This is a genomic window from Aureispira anguillae, assembly GCF_026000115.1.
GTDB lineage: Bacteria > Bacteroidota > Bacteroidia > Chitinophagales > Saprospiraceae > Aureispira > Aureispira anguillae.
Genome location: NZ_AP026869.1, coordinates 65943 through 87090, shown reverse-complemented (window position 1 = coordinate 87090; position 21148 = coordinate 65943). Strand labels below are relative to the sequence as shown.

10 protein-coding genes and 3 pseudogenes are annotated in these 21148 nt (G+C 35.4%); 6 read left to right on the top strand and 7 right to left on the bottom strand.

The window, feature by feature from the left end; translation table 11 throughout:
• Nucleotides 1-249 precede the first annotated feature (249 nt).
• Nucleotides 250-834: pseudogene (locus tag AsAng_RS29950) on the top strand (recombinase family protein); the annotation flags it as partial.
• Between the two features lie 132 nt (nt 835-966).
• On the opposite strand, the gene AsAng_RS29945 reads toward AsAng_RS29950, so the two are convergent.
• Together AsAng_RS29945 and AsAng_RS29940 are read right to left on the bottom strand one after the other, a co-directional pair.
• Nucleotides 967-3288 carry a sensor histidine kinase gene (locus AsAng_RS29945; RefSeq protein WP_264793697.1) on the bottom strand — a complete coding sequence of 774 codons (2322 nt, stop codon included), beginning with the start codon at nt 3286-3288 and terminating at the stop codon, nt 967-969.
• A complete protein-coding gene (locus AsAng_RS29940) occupies nt 3289-4113 on the bottom strand; it encodes a response regulator (protein WP_264793696.1) in 825 nt (274 codons plus the stop codon). It abuts the gene before it with no gap.
• Between the two features lie 161 nt (nt 4114-4274).
• Between AsAng_RS29940 and AsAng_RS29935 the strand changes: the two genes are divergently transcribed.
• Nucleotides 4275-5021 (top strand): hypothetical protein, encoded by a 747-nt coding sequence (locus AsAng_RS29935; RefSeq protein ID WP_264793695.1) that lies wholly within the window; start codon nt 4275-4277, stop codon nt 5019-5021.
• 8 nt (nt 5022-5029) lie between these two features.
• Here AsAng_RS29935 and AsAng_RS29930 read toward each other — a convergent pair whose 3' ends face one another.
• Both AsAng_RS29930 and AsAng_RS29925 read right to left on the bottom strand, forming a co-directional pair.
• On the bottom strand, nt 5030-5782 hold the full coding sequence (locus AsAng_RS29930) for a T9SS type A sorting domain-containing protein (RefSeq protein ID WP_264793694.1): 753 nt from the start codon (nt 5780-5782) through the stop codon (nt 5030-5032).
• A 7-nt stretch (nt 5783-5789) separates the two neighbouring features.
• Nucleotides 5790-11225 (bottom strand): DUF6531 domain-containing protein, encoded by a 5436-nt coding sequence (locus tag AsAng_RS29925; RefSeq protein WP_264793693.1) that lies wholly within the window; start codon nt 11223-11225, stop codon nt 5790-5792.
• A gap of 301 nt (nt 11226-11526) precedes the next feature.
• Here AsAng_RS29925 and AsAng_RS29920 point away from each other — a divergent pair, with 301 nt between their 5' ends.
• Nucleotides 11527-12951, top strand: coding sequence for a hypothetical protein (locus AsAng_RS29920; RefSeq protein ID WP_264793692.1), 1425 nt, complete (start codon nt 11527-11529; stop codon nt 12949-12951).
• Nucleotides 12952-12999: 48 nt separating this feature from the next.
• Here AsAng_RS29920 and AsAng_RS29915 read toward each other — a convergent pair whose 3' ends face one another.
• The gene (locus AsAng_RS29915; RefSeq protein WP_264793691.1) at nt 13000-13347 is read right to left on the bottom strand and encodes a hypothetical protein; all 348 of its coding nucleotides are present in this window, start codon (nt 13345-13347) and stop codon (nt 13000-13002) included.
• 402 nt (nt 13348-13749) lie between these two features.
• Between AsAng_RS29915 and AsAng_RS29910 the strand changes: the two genes are divergently transcribed.
• The 3 genes and pseudogenes from AsAng_RS29910 to AsAng_RS29900 all read left to right on the top strand — a co-directional run.
• Entirely contained in the window at nt 13750-15288 is a 1539-nt protein-coding gene (locus AsAng_RS29910; protein WP_264793690.1) for a T9SS type A sorting domain-containing protein, read from the top strand.
• Between the two features lie 232 nt (nt 15289-15520).
• Nucleotides 15521-15832, top strand: a pseudogene (locus AsAng_RS29905) (plasmid pRiA4b ORF-3 family protein); the annotation flags it as partial.
• Between the two features lie 33 nt (nt 15833-15865).
• Nucleotides 15866-16205, top strand: a pseudogene (locus tag AsAng_RS29900) (recombinase family protein); the annotation flags it as partial.
• A 623-nt stretch (nt 16206-16828) separates the two neighbouring features.
• On the opposite strand, the gene AsAng_RS29895 reads toward AsAng_RS29900, so the two are convergent.
• On the bottom strand, nt 16829-18187 hold the full coding sequence (locus tag AsAng_RS29895; protein ID WP_264793689.1) for a PorP/SprF family type IX secretion system membrane protein: 1359 nt from the start codon (nt 18185-18187) through the stop codon (nt 16829-16831).
• Between the two features lie 11 nt (nt 18188-18198).
• Nucleotides 18199-21099, bottom strand: a complete 2901-nt coding sequence (locus AsAng_RS29890) for a gliding motility-associated C-terminal domain-containing protein (protein ID WP_264793688.1) — start codon at nt 21097-21099, stop codon at nt 18199-18201.
• Nucleotides 21100-21148 lie beyond the last annotated feature (49 nt).

Here is a 21148-nt window from a genome sequence, read left to right as displayed (position 1 = left end):
AAGTAAATAAACTCATTAAAAATTGAAATAAATTTTACTTAGATAAAGATACGAGTTTTTTTACTCTAAAAGCACCTTTTATTGGAAAAGTTTATGAGAAAGTAAAAGAGTAAAGAAAAGGACCCTTTTTATGAACTTTACTCTTAAAATGCAAAAACTCAAAATTGCGACTTGGATATGTTCAAAAAACTGGTTCATAAAATCTAAGTTTAATTTTTCAATTTAAAATAAGTTTTGTAAACTTGTACCATGAAATTTGGATACGCAAGAGTCAGTACAAAAGATCAAAGTTTAGATTTGCAGATTGATGCCTTGAAAAAGACAGGCTGTAAAAAGATTTTCCATGAAGTTGTCAGTGGTGCTAAAACTGAACGGATAGAGTTAGACAGACTTCTTTCTCAATTACGGAAAGGAGATATTTTGATTATTTGGAAATTGGATCGATTGGGACGCTCGCTCAAACATCTTGTTCAATTGGTCCATGAATTAAATGAAAAAGGAATCGGACTCCAAAGTATCAATGATCCAATTGATACAACTACCTCTCAAGGTCGACTAGTTTTTAATATTTTTGCTTCACTTGCTGAATTTGAAAGAGACATTATCCGGGAACGCACCCAAGCTGGACTCAAAGCTGCTAGAGCTAGAGGGCGAGTAGGTGGAAGACCTAAAGGTTTATCAGAAAAAGCACAACAAAAAGCTATTGCTGCTGAAGCCCTTTATAAAGCAGAGAAATTAAGTATTGTAGAAATTTGCAAAAACCTTTCTATTAGTAAGGCGACTCTCTATAAATACCTTCGCCATCAAGAAGTAGAAATTAATGGTTTCCGTAAGCGGAAATAGCATAAATACTCATTAATTTACAACAACTTGCATAACACCAACAGGGAATTTTGTAGCTATAATTGCCATATCTTATAAAAAAATGACAAGCATCCAAAACAAGAGTTTATAATTTACATTATGCTAATTAGAGGTTATTCCTTTCTCTTTATTCAGCAAAAATTTAATCCTTAATATTGTTCCTTTTGTGGGCTTTTTTACTACCAAGAACTCACCTTCTAGTAGCGATACAAAAGTTTCAATACGTTTTAGACCTCCACTTTTTTTAACTTCTTGAGTTATTCCTTTTCCATTATCTTCTATGATCAAATTGTAAAAAAAGGGTGCTTCTTGGTCTTGAATGCAGCTCAAATTAATCGTAGGAGTTTTTATATCTGGATTAAAAGCATGTTTTATGGCATTCATAATTCCTTCATGGGCAATTAGACAAATAATTTCTGCAGTACGATAATCCATCTCTAGATGCTCTAGAATGTCTAACTGGAAATTGATGGATGGTTCATTTAATTGAAAATTCTTAATTAATTTTTTTAAAATATCTGCCACATTGACTTTTGCCTCTTCTAAATCTTGGGCTGAAAGACCACTTAAAGCTTCATTAATATTATTAAAAATAAAGATTTTCTGTTGTAACTGATGTAGGAATCTATCCTTTGGGCTTCCTTTTTTTTCTTCGTAATTCTTTTTTCCTTTGCGCAGTTCTCTATTAATTAGCGCCCCTAAGACTGAAAAGTAATTTTTAATACGATGAATAGATTCTGCATAAACTTCTTTGAGTAGGTGGTTTAATCCAGTTACTTTTCCGTAAGCTTGTTGTAATGCCTCTTCTTTTTCCTTTAAGATGTTTTTTTGTTTGTATAAACGAACTAATACGGTAGTCAGAATAAGTACAAAGCCAATTAGAATGATTGATAACACTAACCAGTAAAATACACTTTCACGCGTTTTTTCTATCTCCAATTGAGCTCTAGTGTTTGCTTCTTCTACCAAGCTAATACGAGCAATAAATTCAGCTTCTCGACCTTGAACAGAGAGCAATGAATCCTCTAAAATTTGCAATTCCGCTGAATAATCTTCTGCATTCTCACAATCCTGGATTGAAAAAAAGTTAGTAATAAGCTCTTGATAAATTTTAATCTGCAGAGGTAAATTCCCTTGAAACGAAGCCATTTGTTTTGCATTATCTAAATAGTCTATTGCAAAGTCCGTTGAACCTTGTTCTGCAAAGAGCAAACCTAATTGATAATAAGCTTGGCTCAGCCCATAAGCATTGCCTGACTCCAAAAAACGTAGCCGAGCTGTATCTAGATACTCTCGGGCTGAAAAAATATCGCTATTGTCTTTATAAAAACAGCCTAAATGATAAGCAAAACTTCCTACTGCATTGTCGGTCCCTTGTCGTTGAGCAAATTCAAATCCTTGACTTAAAGCCTCTTCCTGCTCCGCATAATTATTTTCTTTTTGGGCAATTTGAAACAAATAATAATAAACATCTAGTAACTGTTTCGAATTTGCTCTTACATCAGCATAAGCACCTAAATTTGCTCTAGCTGAATCCAATGATGCTCTGTTGAACAAGTCCAAAGCCCTATAATAACTTTGTTCTGAATCATCTTGCGTTTTTAAGAAAGATGGGCTGATTGGAGATAGACTTAAAGCATCTACATCCACTAATCTATGAATCAGATGTTGATTAAACTTAAGAAAGCCTTTGTCCTCAATCGAGGATGTATTAACGAGCTGACGAAAACAAGACAAACCAAAATCTAAGTAGTTCCTTTCCCAATAATAATGACCAATATAATACAATAACCAAGCATTCAACTCTTTGTCTTCAATTCTTGATTGATAATAGTCCCATTTTTCCTCAACAGAGAGTTCTTTGGGTGCAATAGATCCTGTTTCTTGTCCTAAGAGGCTAAAGAGTTTTTTATGATTTAATTGTTGAATTAAATAGTTGCCTTCCTCTTTTATTTTATCTATTGCTATAGTAGGTAGGTTTACATTTATCCTGACAGGCGGAGCATAAGCAGAACTTCTAGCACTCCGCCCAGCTCTGCAAGTAAAAAAATAGGCTCCTGACTGTGATAAGTTTAAAGGAATGATATGCTCAGGTTTTCCTTTTCGAAAAACATCTGATTGATTGTACAAAACTGTTTCATTGGTATAATTCCAGTCGTTTTCATTACAAATGAAACCATTAATTGGAGTGAAAGGATATTTAGAAGTATCATTAGATACCTGCAGGCGTATTGCCCAAGCAGCACTATCCCTATTTTCTACTAGAACAAAAACATTTTCCTTATCGACAGATAAGGACTTATTGGGATATATAATTTGAGGTTCTGCCAAGGTGAAAATGTTCCCTCCACAGAATTGTGCATCAGCAGTAATACACTGTATTACAAGCAGAATAACGACCAACCAACTATAATTATCCTTCATTTATTTTGCCTTTGTTATATTGAAATAATCCAACAATTTTTTATTCGTTACTCTTATGATGCTTTTGTCACTCATAATTATCTGTGCTTGGTCGATAATGTTCTCTACATAATTCAAATTAATCAATGCAGCATTACTAGCCCGTTTTATAAACCATGGGTTTACAAATGATTCAAACTTTTTGAGTGTTGTTGATAAGCAATAACAATCTTGTTCTTCAACCGGCACATGACCAAAACGATTTATGCTCTGGTTTATAGTCTTCAAAAAAACTCTGTTTTTGCTAGATCGGATCCAAACAATATCGCCTTGCATTATTTTCGATTTACCAAAATTACCCTTATCTTCAACTAGCTTAAACTTTTCATTTTCAATAGGTATGAGCTTATTCTTTTTTATAAAAATAGAGTCCGTTAACGGTTTAGGAAAGGCTCTAAAGTTGCCTTGTTTGGAATAGTTAAAAAAGGCTAATTCTATTATTGGCAATAGAACTCTGATATCATAAGGTTTGGGGAGGTAGCTATTAGGCTCTGCAACAAAAGCAGCTTCTTTAATCCGACCGTCATTATTAGATGTAAGATAAATAAAGGGAATTTGTATATGGTCTTTTATATATGAGGCAACTTCTATTCCTGCCTCATAATCATTCCCAATCCTAATATCCAGAATTGCTAAGTCAAATTTGATTGCATTTAATTTGATAAACGCATCTTGTTTATTAAAAACACTAAGGACCTCAAAATTTAACTCCTCTAACTCTTCTTCTAAATTACTAGAGACATAAGGATCATCTTCTAACAATAGGATTTTATACTTTTTATTCATATTACAAAGATATTTAATAGTAAAAATAATTATATCATATGATTTTGAAACAGTTTCAGCTTATAATTTTGAGTAATCTGTTGTTATTCTTACTCTCATTAAACTACTATCCCCAATACTCCATCCCTTCTAGTTTTAAATTGGAACAACGCGGTAATGCGGTGAAACTGTACAAACGTACTGACAAGTATGGCAAAAAAGAATGGCTTCAAAGTATTGATTTAAGTGCTGGGGCGAAGGTGCTCCTTATATTGGAAAATAAAATCGACGGTCAACACCATTTACCTGACCCAACCTTCCAACGAAAGGACCTCTCTGATATTTGGAAACGGGTAAAAAGGCAATATCCTGGTATATTTTCACTCTCTAGTGGTGCTTTTTTCGGTTGGTTTACGGAGACCACCGCGAGGCTTCCCTTTCCTATTAAAATCAATTCTAAAATCGAAAGCTGTGGTTTTGGCGATAACAAATACAATAAAATGATGTTGATACTTAATCGAAAAAGTGCAGTCCTAAAACCGTATAATTCCAATTCAACCCAGTATAATGATGTCAGCAATCAATTACCGCGTTCTCCCAATGTCTTAGTAGGTCTAGAACCTCTCTGCAATAAAGATGGTTGGGGGAGCAGAAGGGTCGGTAGAACTTACATTGCAATCAAAGACAGCCCGCTAAAAGGCTCTTCTAGGGGCGATGGCATCCACGAAAGTATTCTAATATATCATGGTCATTGTACAGAAAAGGAAGCTTATCAAACGCTCATGTCTTGTGGCGCTTCGAAAATAATGATGCTCTGCGGAGATGCTATGAGTCAATTAATTTGTCAAGATCAGTCTTATAGAAAAACAGCAGAAAAGCTGCCCCAAACCATTGCTGTGATTGAGGCAACTTCCTTTGCATTGAATTAAGAGCATGTTTAATTTACTTTTTCCACCTTAAAGGTATGGACCGCTTCATCTTCAATATTGATAATCAATCTCAATAAATAAATACCCGTAGGTAGCTCTTCCAAACTAAGTTTTTGGGTAGTACTTCCTTTGGGCATTGTTCGAATAGAAATCAATTTGCCTGATTCATCCATTAATTCTAATTGAGCATCTGTAGTCAATGCTGTGCATTGAATGGTCACCACATCCTTAGTAGGATTAGGGAAGACAATAATCGGATTAACGTGGTTCCCCAACAGTTCTACTACTCTAATTTTGGAGTAGGAGAAGCTTCCGTCAAGGTCTACACATTTCAGTCGATAATAATTGTGCCCAATAATTGGGTTTTCGTGTAAGAAACTATAAGCCTGTTGACTCGTAGAATTCCCCACGGCTTTGACCTCTCCTACTTTAGAAAAAGTGGCTCCTCCGTTTTTGCTCCACTCCACCTCAAAATGACTGCCATTTAATTCTGTCTTGGTCACCCAGTAGGTGTTGATGGTCAAATATTCTATTCCTTTCTCTGCCTCGAATTCAAACAACTCAATTGGCAGTAGAGGGAACCTTGTTTTGGTAATACGATTCCCATTGGGTTGATAGCTGTATTCAATAATATTTCCATTAGGATATTCTATTCTTGTTACTCGGTTTAGCATATCGTAGGTGTATACAATTGTATTTGATTGCCCCAACAGTGAATTATCAATCGTAAACAAAAAAGCTAATCCTATAACTATCTTCAAAAAAAGTTTAACGCACATATTTGAATTTATTATCTAGCGAGTGAAAAAATCTTATTAATTGTTCTTTAGGTAATTTTTCTTGATAAATCGATACTTTTATAACATCTCCTTTAGAATTACGCACTACATTTCCTACCCATAAACCTTCTTTGTAATATTCCCATAAAATTAACAGTGGTATATAACGACTCTCACATCTACTACAACTAGCAGCATAATTGCTCGCTATATTTCTTCCTATTTGATTATTCAAGAAATCAACAGTCCTATCTGCATCATGAATATTGTAAAAAACTCTCTGACTTAAATCTGCTTCACTTTCAGGAAAAGATTCATGGACATTACCAACCTCCAACGCTACTTCTTTTCCTCTACTCATTGTAATAAGACCTTGCCAAACAGCATGACGCATAGCATTCACTTGTCGAAGCATATAATAACCAGCTTCTTCTTTGGTAAAGGAATAATTATATTCTAATACCCCTCCTAACAATGAAATCTTAATAGCTTGATGTCTTAAATAGTCTGCTATTGATGCATTAACTGGATTATTCGCTGCGTATTGCAGCTCCTTTATTGACACTCCAGCGGCGCTATGTACTTTCTCTTCTACTTCTTCGCTATACAAACCATTAACATCCACAAAAACCAAAGGATTATTCAAGCCATAAACATATCGGTTCATGGTTTGATTATTTGTAGGATTCCAAGGATAAGGATCTTGAGAGAGGAAACGCCCAGAAGAAGCGTCATGCCAACGCTGGCGAACGTAGTAGATATTTCCAAACTGATGCAACACTCCAAAAGCACCTCTCCATGTAAAAGGCTGTTGAGTGCTTCCTGTATGTTGCATATCTTCACCATCATTTCCATATACATAAGTATCTGTTATAACGCCGTTGGTATCGGTTAATGCAACTACATTCCCAAGAGCATCGCTAAGATAGAATAGCTTCTGCCCGGTCATTTCATCTTTGCGACTTACCAACAAACCATTGGCCCAAACGTAACTTGCCAAAAGAGTACCCGCAGAATCTGCCTCTGCAACAATTCTAGGCAAGGCATAAGCATAGTTCCAGATATAATGTTTAGTAACACCATTATCGACTTGTTTCACCAAGAAGTTTCCTGCATCATAAACATTTTGAATGGCTCTTGAACCAATCTGCATAGAAACCATTCGGTTTTTGGAATCATAGGTCGCTGTAACCATCGATCCTAGCCCATCAGGAAAGGTCAATAAACGACCTAAAGCATCCGAAGTGTATACGCCATTGCTCTGAGCATCGTTCGCGAGATAAGTATATGATTCTGATAAAGTCCCCGAAGGACTATAGATGAATGCAGAAGGCTTAAATTCATCTAATACATTCCCTAGGACGGCTCTATTAAAATGTTGGTAAAACAGGGTATCTCCATTGTTATCTTCATATACCAGGCTTGCTAAGAAACCATCCATTCTATATTCAAAATGCTTCTTAATACCATTTGGAAAATCAAATTGATTTGGAAAACCCGCTGCATCTTGTGTTGTCGTATAAACATCATTGTCTGCATCTTGTGTTGTCTGTTCTTGACCAAGGCTGTTATAGGTTTTACTGATGGTCTGCCCATTGATATCCAAAGTATCAGGCAATCCTAAATCATTTATGCTATAATTAACTGTATAGCCATTTTGGTCAGAGATAGAAGTTGTTTCATAATTGGCGTTCATTGCAAAACTCATCGTCCCGTCAGGAGTTGTAATTGAGAGGATGGCTCCGTTGGCATCTAAAGTATAGTTTTCATAAAATCCATTCGTCCAGCTACGGCTTGTTAGGTAGTTATCTAAATTGTATGCACGCGTTTCGACCACTCCATTAGCAAAAGTAATTGTAACTGGATTCCCGATATTGTCATAAGTAATATTCGTTGCATTTCCTAGTGGATCTGTTATACTTGTAACTTCTCCTGTCATTGAATCTAAGCCATTCGTAGTCGTATTAGTATTGGGATTCGTAATATCTAAGACTTCACCATTCAAGTTGACATTATACGTGCTATTAGCAAGACCAGCATGAGAAACACTTGTCAATTTTCCCATCTCATTCAACGTAAAAGTAGTTTCCGTACCAGCCGCATTCTTAGTTTTATAAACACGCCCCAATTGATCTCTAATCAGAGAATCGACTTTGCCTAAATTATCACTATAAGCAATCAAATAACCATCCTTATCATAAGCATAAGACAAGTTATAACCATTGGGGAAGTCTGTCCCAGTTAAAAGACCTCTTGAACTATAAGTATTGGTTACGGTTCCATTAATAGTAGTGGAAGTTGCAACATTGCCACGAGCAGTATAGGTATATTCTATATATCCGCCGCCAGGATAATCAATACGCGTAATTTGATCATATAGATTCCTTGAAATGGAAACTGTTCTACTCATTGGATCCGTTACAGAAACAACTTGGTCCTTATTATCATAGGTATAGTAGGTATAGAGACCAGCCCTATCTCTTACAGAAATCAAGTTGCCATTGGCATCATAAGCAAATTCTGTATAAAGCCCAGATGGGCTAGTTATTCTAAGAATATTTCCATAGTTGTCATAGGTGTAATTGGTCGTTCTAGTATTTCGATCTGTGATGGACACTACCCTACCAATGGCATCATAGCTTATGCTGATATTACCTGTAGTAGTATTAATCAGTGTAATGTCTCCTTGGAGCGAATAGTTATAAGTCAAACTTCTGCCTTCTGCATCGGTTACTGTCGAGATCGATCCATTGGAATTTCGTGTCAAGGTAATTTGACCGGTATTAGGCAAATTAACAGTTGTCAAATTACCATTAGCATCATAGCTAAGCCCTGTTGTAAACCCTAGATTATTAATAATATTACTTGGTCGGTTCAGGGAAGTAAAGCTGCTTTGAACTTGTTTACCCATTGAACTCAAAGAATTCACTAAGTTACCTTTTGAATCATAGTCCAATTGTATGGAGTCTCCCTTTTGGTTATAATAAACTGCCAACAAATGGTTTTTATTATATTTCATCTGTTGAGAATATCCGAGTTCATCCACTTCTTCAATCAAATTCCAATTCGCATCATAATAGTAAACTCTACTGTTTCCTAACGGATTCGTAACCGTAGTTGCTCTTAGAACAGGCGTATCATAGCTAAGATTCCACTCTCCACCATCTGCCATTATCTGTTTGGTTACTCGTCCTTGAGCATCATAAGTGTTTTTGATAAAATCAATGCTTCTAGGGTCCTCAATTTCCAGTAAACGATGATTAGCATCATAGGTATAATTGAAGTTATTGCTTCTCGTGTTCCTCACTTGAATAAGGTTGTCATTTGAATAAGTGAAGCTAACGGAATGACCTAATTGGTTGTTAACAGACAATAGTTTTCCAGAACCGTTATAATTAAAATTAAGGACTCGCCCTCCTGGAGCGGTAACGCTTGCCAAATTATTGCCTGTATACACCAAAGAAAATACATTTCCATTCAAATCTGTGACACTTAACAATTTACCATCGCTAGCAAAAAAATAGGTTTCTCCAGACTGTCTTTCCAGCAAATAGTTTCCGCTACCATTCTTGATTAAGGTGTCCAATGCGCCAGCATACGAAGGCAATATTTTAGGGGAAGAACCACCATACTCTGTAAAATAAATTCTATTGCCATTGGCAAACTCAATGTACATATCTCCTGTAGGCGAATGGATTTTTTCTAGTTTAGTGTCCCACGAATGCGTCCATCCATACCCCATAGACTGATTATTCAGATGTTTCGATGAATAATAAATATCAAGATTGAGTTCCGAATTCAAGGCAGACACCTCCATCAAATTGTGCTGATACTTAAACTCACCTGTAGCCGAATTAACAGGATCAGCAACATATGAAACATTACGCGACATTTCTACGGGTCTAGGGTTAGTATAATCTGGATAAATATTCAAATGAGTAGTAATAGAGGCCGTACATCCCAGGTTACCTACCGAGTGAATAATTTCGAAGGTCCCTCTTTCTGTTGCTAAGAATGTAGGACTCGCACTAGTTGTATTAGACACCGTTCCCGACGGAGAAGTTGCTTGCCAATTGTGATTTCCTGTAGATACAGGTTGCAATGTAATCGTTTGACCGACTTTTGCTAATCCAGCGACAGTATAGGATGGATCTGGGGTTGAGATGATGGTTAAAGTGGCTGAATTGGATGTTACTGTGCCGCAAGAATTTGATACCTGGTATACATACGTTCCCTGATTGGCTTGGGTTGGATTATTTATAGTCAGGGTATTCGACGTCACACCTAAACTATTGCCATTAAACGTCCAGACTCCTGATCCATTACTTACATTACAGGTAAAAGAGGCGACAGGAGCTCCTGAACAAATCGTCTTAGAAGCGGGATGGGAAGTAATGATAGGAGGGCTTCCTTTGTATCCATTGTTACTTCTATAGGACGAAGAGCAAGAACTATTATTTGCTCTCACTTCATAAGGAGTAGAGCTTGTGCTTGCTGAATAATCAGACCAAGATGTACCAGAAACTGTTGCTACAACGCTGCCATTTCTACGAACAGTATAAGAAGTAGCACCACTCACATACCCCCAAGTTACATAGACTCGATTACAGTAGGTTCCGTCAGAAGCGCTAACATAAGAAGGCGGAGACAATGAATTTAAAACCGTTAAGGTTCTTTGGTAGGTATAACGCGGATAACAAGTTCCTTTTCCTTCTACTTTACAACGAATATAAAATGTTCCTGTTGTTCCAGGAGTAAAGGAATAAGTAGAAGAAGTCGCTCCTGAGATATTATACCAATTGGATCCAGACTTAATCTGCCATTGATATTGCAAACTCATTCCGTTTGCTCCTACAGTAAAGCTGGCAACTTGTCCCAAACATACACTAACATTCGACGGCTGACTATATATCGACGTTGGGGTAACATAAAACGATTTTCTAGCGGTATATCTAGAATGGTTGGAGGTAGTACCAACTCTTGCGATAACGTAAGTGGTTCCAGATGGTAATGGGTTGGCCAAAGTCAAAACGTAATAATTGGTTCCATAAATAGCCGTCTTATTACTATTATGATACAAATAACCTCCAGAAATCGATCCCGTATAATTCATATTTGAGAGATTGCAATAAACTCCAGTAACGTTATTATAATTACCTCCTGTGAATACTTGAAAACGCAAAGATTTAGGAGAAGTCGTTACATTCGTGTATACTCTAACAACAAGTGTCGTACAATTAGCTACCGTCACAGTATAAATAGTTGGCGTGCTAAGCGGTGAAGAAGGGAGTGAACAGGAATTTTGAGCATTAACCATGCTACTCCACGAGAAAAAGATACTAATTGGAATTAACTGAGCAGCAAGATAAAAGCCCTTTTGCCTCGTTAATAAATACCCAATGAGTAGTGCAATTGACAAAATCATAATCATTAGTTTTTAAATAAACAATTTGAAAATCAACTACTCGAATGGCTATCCGCCTTATGTCTCTTCTTTCTCCTTACAAAAACTTTGTCCAAGATTATTTTTTCGTATATTAAAAAAGTAGACCAAGAGCTTCAAAAATGAACGTCACTCAAGTAATTATTTTAAAATTACTGACAGAAAAGGCTAAAACTTCTAGATTGAATAGCGGCTGGTAGAAAAAAAAAGCCCCAAAACAACCACAAACAACTGTTTATCAAATACTTAACACTTAAATATTTTCAGTCTTTTTCATTCAATTATGGACAAAAAAGAAAAACTAGAATGCATCATTCAGCTTTTATCAGAGCAACATCGTAAGGCTTTCAAAGCCTATCTAAAGTCAAAAAATCTAAAAAAATTTTATACAGCAGCCCTAGCGTCCTTTATCAGACATGGAGGAAAGATTAATAAGTTAGATTTGAAGAAAAACAGCTCTCAATATTGTTATAATCAACTTATTGAAAGTTTTTATAATTTTTCATTAAACGAGCTTTCCGACAAATCATTATTAGAGGTTCAGTCTAACATTTTGAAACAGTATTCTGAAAATCCGTTGATATGGGATGTCCGTAAACAGTATGCAGAGTCATTAAAAACACCACAATCAGTAGAAGACTATCACAGAAGTTTTGAAGTAAACAATGCTAGCTATTTTTCATCGCTCGATGAAACAAAATCAACGTTTGAGAGCATTGAAAGATTTTCGGATGCGGAGCTGCATTTAGACATTTATTATGCCATTCAAAAGCTCAGATTAACTTTGGAAAAAATTAGTCGAAGCTATCGACTTCAGACAACAAGCCCCTCAGCAATCCTTTCTAAGCACTCTGTTAATATTGCTCATATAAATCTTACTCAGCATCCATTACTTGCATTTTATCATGCTCTGTATACCATAATTCATACTTATCATCAGCAGGGAAACTACCTAGAATCTTTATTAGAAGAAGCGAAGCAAGGGTTGTCTTCATCTCGATTGGAACAAGAGCATAAAGAATTTGGGCTTATGACTTTAATTAATTTTTTCAATACTCAACGCCCTTCAGATTTTGATGCTGAAATTCAGCAGCTATATATAATTGCACATAAGCAAGGGCTCTTATTTCAAAAAGGAGATACAATCTATTTTAGCGATATTGCCAACATTATTTCTTCTTGTATTAATACTAAAGACCTGCCTTTTTTAAAAATCACCGAAGAGCAATACATCCCTTATGCTCATCATCAAGAATGTCTGAATTACTTATGTAAAGTTGCTCAATTATTCCTTTCTAAGAAATGGACAGCTTTGGGGGAGCAGCTAGAGCAGCCCTCTCCCCTTCCACCAAAAGAGCAACGCCCCTACTATTTGGTTCAATTACATGTTATAAAAATCAAAGCTGCTGTTGAGTCTTACTTAGAGGAAATGGATTATATATATGAGACTGAAATAGATGTACTCATTTCAAGCTATCTAAGGTTAATTAATCGAAATACAGGTCAAAATTTACTTCCTGATTATTTCAAACAAAAGAAGCTGAACCTTCAAAAACAAATAACAGCTCTTGTAAAAACCTTTGGCAATATATCGAAGAAAGATCAATTAAGGAATACACATGATTGGTACAAAAAAGTACCTAAAGATACTTTATATTATAAGTGGCTAACCGAAATTTATCAAACACTTATAGATAAACTAAAATAAAACCTGCCAAAATAAAATACTTATTTGTTGGCAGGCTATTATCTATTACTAAGTAATACTGACTAAAAAATCTTGCGAGACTTGTTCGCCTCCAGCTAAAGTTACGATGGTATAATCACCTGTTTTCCACCCTTCTATTGAGACATCCATTTGTAATTCAGAAGATTCGTTGGAATAGACTAAACCTTCTGAACTATTATAAATTTTAACTTGAAGAGGTGTAGAAGTTTCTTGATGGATTTCTATAGATGCGTACCCCAAAACAATTGTTCTAATTCCCCCTTCTATGAAAGAAGAGGAGTAGGCATAATCCGATGAATAAGCGGGATTTGCATTTGTTGGATTAAACTCAATACATACCATAGCTAACGCTATAACAAACAATTTGACATTCATAGTAATAATATTTGAAAGTTAAATTGGTGTTGTGGCCACGTTACCAAGGAAATAGTTCTATGTGAATTCAATACAAATATAGAGCGCTCATAGGTCGCTTACCTATAGCGTCCTATTATTCATAGAATTCGTCTTGTCTTTGTTTGATATCGTCTTGTGTTCGTAAAAGGGAAGGATTTCTATATCGTTAGTTGAGGTGCGGAAAGTAGTGAGTGGAAAACAAAGAAGCCTCAATTGACTTAGCCTTTCAACTTAATTCTACTTAATAATCAACCTATTACACAACAATTATGTAGATTTAATTTTCAAATTAATCTTTTCTGTCTTTTAATAACTCGAGACAAGCGTCTATCTTTATATAAAGTTCAATTATATATCTCTAACATTTAATGGTACTCCTCAATGAGACTCGATATGCGAAAAACAACTGCAAGCCTAATCATCAAGTACATCCCATTTAAGCTACTTTGGGGTATAATTTTGCTTGGAACGATCCCTACTATTGCTCAAGTTCCCACGGGATACACATTAACAAAAGAAGCTTCTGGTGTTAAATTATACCATAATTCATTGGAAGGTTATGTCCACATCATCGATTTGTCCAAAGGAGCAAAACTAGAATCCATGTTAGGAAACGAAGATGGTAAGCTTTATACGAACACTATAAGCTATAACAAATATAAGAAGCGGAATCTTGACGAATTTTGGCAAGATTTAAGGGCAGAGCAAGGAAGCCATGCCTTTTCAATCGTAAATGGTAGCTTTTATGGTCTCGATACTTCAAGTGCTGCGGCTATGTCCTTTCCCGTAAAACACAGAGGAGCAGTTAAAACAATAGGTTTTGGAAATAACGAACCCTTTCTAAAGTCCATGCTAAAAATTGAACATGATCGGGCTCAAATTATAGATTATAATGGGTCAAATCCCAGTGTCATTGAATCTGATTCCGCTTCTAATATCATTGTTGGGTTAAAAATCGGACAAAAGAATCCATTAATACCTCTAAGAAGGACCTATATCGGAGTTGGAGGCAATTGGAGTGAAGATGGATATTCCCAAATTTATATTTTGACCAGCGTCAATTTAACAGCCTCAAGGGCAGAGAATATTCTACAAGATTTTGGCACTATTCACGCAATGGCATTTGATGGTCATTGGTCGACACAGGTTTGTTTAGAAGGGCTTTCTATGTATTCAATAGATCGCCCAGTGCCTCATGCGATTAGCATTATTGCAGCTCCAGCGGATAAAACATGCACCATTCAAAACAATGATGTATTGCCTATTTGTGGAACAACAACAAACTGCGATAGTTCTATTTATATAGGAGGTGTAATTCAAGCAACAGCTGCAATTGATGGGGATCAAATCATCTTTGAAATTTCTAAATGTAATGGTACGCTATTTAGTGCTGATGGACCGTTTTATATCCGTCAAGATATTTGCAATAGTAATGAAAACTATTTAGTAGGTGGTACCTACCAGGCAGGACAACATAGTTTCATAGCAAAAGCCGACATCCCCAATCATTTTGAATCTTCGTGTAAAACATATTATGTCACAATTAATCCAGGTGCCAAATATACAACAGGAGGAATCAAAATTTGCCTACAGTCCATTGGAAGCCATTTATCTGATGTTGCATCAATACTTGGTGATACAACAAATGTCTCAAATCATTATCTCAACACCCCACTTGAGGTAAAATTAATCCCTAACCCTACCGATGGGGACTTTTCTGTCTCTGTAAAAAACGCTACAAAGACTATAGAATTAGAACTATTTAACAACATGGGGCTGCGGCTTTTTAGAAAAGAACTACCTGCGGGAGAATCACTTTTTACTTTTGATAATACAATAAATCTTTCCCCTGGTGTCTATTGGGTCTTATTAACAGAAAATCATATTCCTTTGCAAAGGAGAAAATTGATAGTTAAGTGATTATAACTTTTATTGAATAAGATTATGTTTTTTGGCTGTCACGAGAATCTGTAATTCTACTGTCTTCTTGTGCTGGGGCAGGAGAGCATAAAAAACCGTGGGGCACTTGTTGCTAGAGTTGGAATATAGTTATGAATTCCGTAACTTGAAAAAGGAAAACTTTTAGGGTGTGGAATCAACTTTTAGTGGCAAAATATATCAAGTCAAAATTCATTTGCTTGGAGCTAGTCCAATGGTTTGGCGCAGACTCTTGTTAAGAGATGATACTAACCTTGCAGATTTGCATGGAATTATTCAATTAGTAATGGGATGGGAAAAATTTCATTTGCATTGTTTTAAGTTACATGGTAAATCATATGGACTTTCTTATTCTGGTGCAGGAGGATGGTTTTCTGGCTCTGCGAAAGAAACATTGCTAAGAGATTTTAAATTACGCTGTAAAGACAAATTCAAATACACCTATAACTACTTTGCCAATTGGGAAGTTCAAATTAGGCTTGAAAAAATCTTAGACTCCAATAAAAGGCAGCAATATCCATTTTGCAAGGCGGGAAACAATGCAAGACCGATTGAAGAAGTTCAAAATATGGATGAATTAAATGAAAAAGGAATTGGACTCCAAAGTATCAATGATCCAATTGATACTACTACTTCTCAAGGTCGACTAGTTTTTAATATTTTTGCTTCACTTGCCGAATTTGAAAGAGACATTATTCGGGAACGCACACAAGCTGGTCTCAAAGCTGCCAGAGCAAGAGGGCAAATTGGTGGAAGACCAAAAGGCTATTGCTGCTGAAGCCCTTTATAAAGCAGAGAAATTAAGTATTGTAGAAATTTGCAAAAACCTTTCTATCAGTAAAGCGACTCTCTATAAATACTTGAGATATCAAGGAGTAGAAATTAATGGTTTCCATAAACGAAAATAGTATAACTTTTTGATTTCAATGCGTATCAATTTAATTTCCCCTGATCTCTGACTCGTTTTACAATTTGTCTAATAGCTGTACAACTTACTTTATTCCCTATTGGGTATCCATCAATGTACATTAAATAGAATTCCCAAGCTTGTCAGCTATTTTCAATTTGCAAAATAAATTATACATATAAAAATTTAAAAACTAAATAGGGAGATTCAGTAGTAAAACAAATGTGTTTATTTTGGCACTTCTAATACTTGTTTCACAACAAAAGTATTGAATATAAGTCTATTAAGAGCTTATAGACATACCTAAACACAATCAGAAATAATCTGTTGTTGAATTTCAAAAAAGCCATTACCCCGCTTTTGAAGCAAAATCTTTAAAAGCGGGGTACGAATTAAAATGCCCAAAGTAGGTCTCATGGGTAAAAAACAATAACATTTAATTTAAAACACTAATCAACAATTATTTACACGTTACGATAAGTGTTAAATTATATTTTTTATTTTACTCCTGAATGCCCCTAAATAATCCTAATTCAAAATTATTTTCAAATTTACTTTTTCACAAATCGATAATAGCTGCAAGTTTGTTCTTCCTGTTTTTTAATAATTTTTTATTTAATTTAACGAACTTGGAGGTACCGTAATATTAACTTGTTGTCTTAAAGCTTTAATCCATTCCTGTATGTTCTTTTCCATATCTTTGATTTCTTGCTTTAAATCTGGCTTAGAAACTTTCATGTTTTTTAAATCTTCAATATCATTCTGTAACTTCTCCAGTGCTTCTTTTAATAAAGATATTTCTGTTTTTTGAACAAAATTAATAGCCTCTATTTTTTCTTTTAGCTTTTTATGTTCTGTCCTAATGATATTTAATTGATCGTTTATTTCATTTCTTAAGAGAAGAATATCTTCTCTATTCTTCTTTATAGCATTACTTTTTCTTTGAGGATCAATATATATCTTACATATTATTTCATGTGTTGTACCAAGTGTAGAGAGACGACTATTTATACCAAACGAGTAATTAACTTCAAAGAAATTGTTCATTTCAACACCAAATAAAGCACTCCCCACAGCATTTGCTTTTTTCTCTTCTAGTGATTCATTATTTTTCCAAGCTACACCCAAGCCAGCTCCTACTGAAAATCTAGTAAAACGCAATGCTTTTGTAACCGTTTTTTTATCGTTATTTTTATCAAAGTTTTGAATTTGATAAATAACATTTAATCGAATATCATATGGATTTTCTGTCAGTGGGACTACAGGAATATTGGTAACGACTGCAATATCTAATTCATGAATATTTTTACTAATTTCTTTTGGTAAAAGCGCTTGTCTAACATAAAAAGAAAGCATTAGTGGTTTTTGAAAAGAAGTGGTATTTATGTTGTTGTTTCCATATAAAAAAGATCCTACTCTACTACTTTTAGAGGTAATCAGATAAGGAATAGTCATCCCTATCCGAAGTTTTTTATGTCGAAAAGCAACTGCCATTGCTAGATGAAAAGCCAGTTGGCTCTGAATACTATTCAAAACAAGTGGATCATTTGTTGCCTTTACACTCGCTCTTGAAAAATCTATTCTATTCTCTAAAAAACCTACTCCCAATCCCAACCTAAATTCAGATTTTATCTTTGGAAAAGGAAATTCATAGTTAAATGTAAGTTGTCCTCTTGTTTCTTTAATTAAGAAGTGTTTCTCTTGCCTAAAAAATGCTCCTAAAGCAATTTTTTTATTAGGGAAAGGTACCTCTAATATTGCACTAATAGTTTGAGGAGCCTCAGGCATTGCAACCCAATAATCTGATAAACTTGCTGAAATATTGATTGTAGTATCATTAACTAAACCAATTAAAGCAGGATTTAGAACTGATGGAGTAATCCAATAATGATTAGTTGCTGCATCATGCTGCCCAAAGAGATTGGTTGAATAAATACTTACAAAAATAAGGGTATATACAATGTATCGTTTCATAAGGATTAATTTTAAGACTTATTTCGGAGTAGCATAATGCCCCCTTTTTGTTCAAAAGTATCTGATTTAATATAGTAATAATAAGCTCCTGTTGGTGCTTTCTGAGCACTTCCTTGATATGTACCATCCCATTCGTTGAAGGAATAATCACTGGTCTGCCAAACTATCACTCCTGATTTATCGAAGATTTGTACGAAATGATCATCTAAGTTTTGAATAAAGTCGATAGAAAAAGTCTCATTTACGCCATCACCATTCGGGGTAAAAGTATTATAGACCATAACACCTGAACGTTTTTTTACTGTCAAATACAATGTATCTGTATTAGAACATCCCAACGCATTTGTTCCCTCTAATTCAATTGGAAAAATATTAGGACTTAATTGACCATTCAGATCAACAGGAGAAAGCTCAGTAACAGCACTATAAGGATTAAGAATATTTATTACTGAAGCTGATGATTTCCATTCATAGAAACTCGCTCCTAAAGCACGAAGCATCAAAGATTCTCCTTCCTCTATCGTAGTATCCGAAGAAATGCTTAATACAGGTAGAGAATGTACTTCTATATTCATGGAACTTGATTCAGAAGTACAACCATTCTTTGAAGCAATAACCTTATATATTCCTGCATCAGTATTAGTAGCTGAGCTTATTAATGTATCTGCTCCCAAAAAAGTATTTCCTTGGGGATCGGTCCATGTATAAGTTGTATTTGCATTGGCTCCTTGTACAAATAAATCTAATACTTCACCTGCACAAACAGGACTCGAAGTAGCAAGTGTAGGGCTTACTGGTTTGGGTAAAACAAGAACACTAATTAATGTATCATTTGAACATCCCGTACCATTTTCTTGAACATTAAAATTATAATTTCCAGTATGAATACTACTAATCGTGGCACTAATAGTTGTATCCACTGATTCACTATTAAATCCGTTTGGTCCAGTCCAACTCCCCACAAAAACAGTTGATATATTAGACGTTAAATTCACGGTTTCGCCTTCACAAACTATATATGGATTCGGCACAAAGAATTGCCCTACAGAAGGCAAACCATTAACCATGACTTGAATAGTATCAAACGAAGTGCAACCGTTCTTTGAAACTGCTACGATATATGTAGACTGTCCTTGATCCAAGTTATGAATTGTATTACTTTGTTCTGTAGAAGTATAAGCATTATTACTTACCCAGTAATAAGTTGCTCCGTTTAAAGCTGTCGCATCTAACAAAAGTGGATCGCCCAAGCAAATCGGAGAATTACTAATTGCAACTGCTACTGGTGGAGTATATACTGTAATATTTTGGGTTGCAACTTCCGAAGAACAGGTGTTGACAATGGCAATTACCGAAACTATTCCTTGATGGGTAGAATCTACAACAAAACTTAAGGTGTTAGTGCTTGACGTTGTTGTACTGTTAGGGTACGACCATGTATAACTTGCATTACCAATTGGTGTAGCAGTAAGGATTAAGGAATCTCCTATGCATTGATCAAAATCTCCAATTATAGTAGGAGTCATAGGTTGTGGATGGATAAAGACAGAAAGTGTATCGTTATCTATACACCCCGTCAAATTATCTTGTGCAGATAAAATATAGTTCCCCTGATGTTGAACTATATTAACATTGTAGATTGTATCTTGCTGGAAATTAGATTGGAAACTGTTTGGTCCAGTCCAAGAAGTATTTACTCCTAATGCACTACTTCCTAACCCTAAGGTCAAATTATCACCTTCGCAAATGGGTGTATTACTTACTATTGATGGAACCGTTGGTAATGCGTTTGCAACTAATGAGATAGGAGTTACTGGTGACATACAACCATCAGGAGTTACCTCTTGTACATAATACGTTTGCGTCCCTAATAAGGTATCTGTAACAAAAATATTTCCAAGGCTTAATAAATAATTTGGTTGCCCATTTAAATCATCATACCACTGCAAAGCGCCATTCAGTTGTTGAGGAGTCCCCGTCAGAGTTGCTCGTTTTCCCAAGCAGTCATTAATAACGGTAGGGGCTACTGGACTCGGAATATTCTGTATACTAATTGTATTCGCTGCGACAATACTACTTCGGCAATCATGAATATAATTCACTATTCGAACATAAAATGTTGTTGCTGTCACTAATGGTGGCGTATTAAAGACATTGCCAACATGAAGTAAATTGTTCCCTCCTGCATCGGCAAACCAATGGGCAACCTCATTAGAATCTAAAAGTGTTGCATTAATTCCTAATTGTACGCTCTGACCAGTGCAGGCAGTTACAGGATTTGAAAGTGCTAGCACTGGAGCTGTTACAGAAACTGGTATAATTGTATGTTGCGTAGCAGGGCTTTCACATACACCATCTTTTACTGTTACATAGTAACTCACACCGCTATTCATAATTGGAGGTGTATTAAATTGCTGCCCTTGATATAAAACAGGACCACTTGGCGTCAATGGTGTCCCCGTAACTGTTCCATACCAATAAAATTGATAATTATTCGATGATATAATCGTTTGTGCATCTAAGAACACTTGCTCTCCAACGCATGCAGTTGTATTTCCGGTTATTTGTGGTGCACTAGGAATTTCATTAATCGTAATAACATTAGAGGATGGTACTGATACGTTTCCTGTACAAGGGCAGGTCAGCGATCCATCATCTACAATGGTAAATGTCGCATCATAATCTCCTGATGGTGCGTTTTGTACGGTATAAGTCGGTGCAATTGGATATACGATACCATTAGGAGTTCCTAAGTGGTATTCATCTACAATACAACCTCCTGGTAGATTGGGAATAACAATTGTAAACTCAATATCATTTCCCTCGCACAAGGTATTTGATGAATTATACGTCAATCCTGGTGTAATAGTACTGAGATTACATGGTTGAGCAAATGCTATTTGATGATACACTAAACAACATATAAAAAATAATATTCTCCGATAATATTGGACGTCTGTG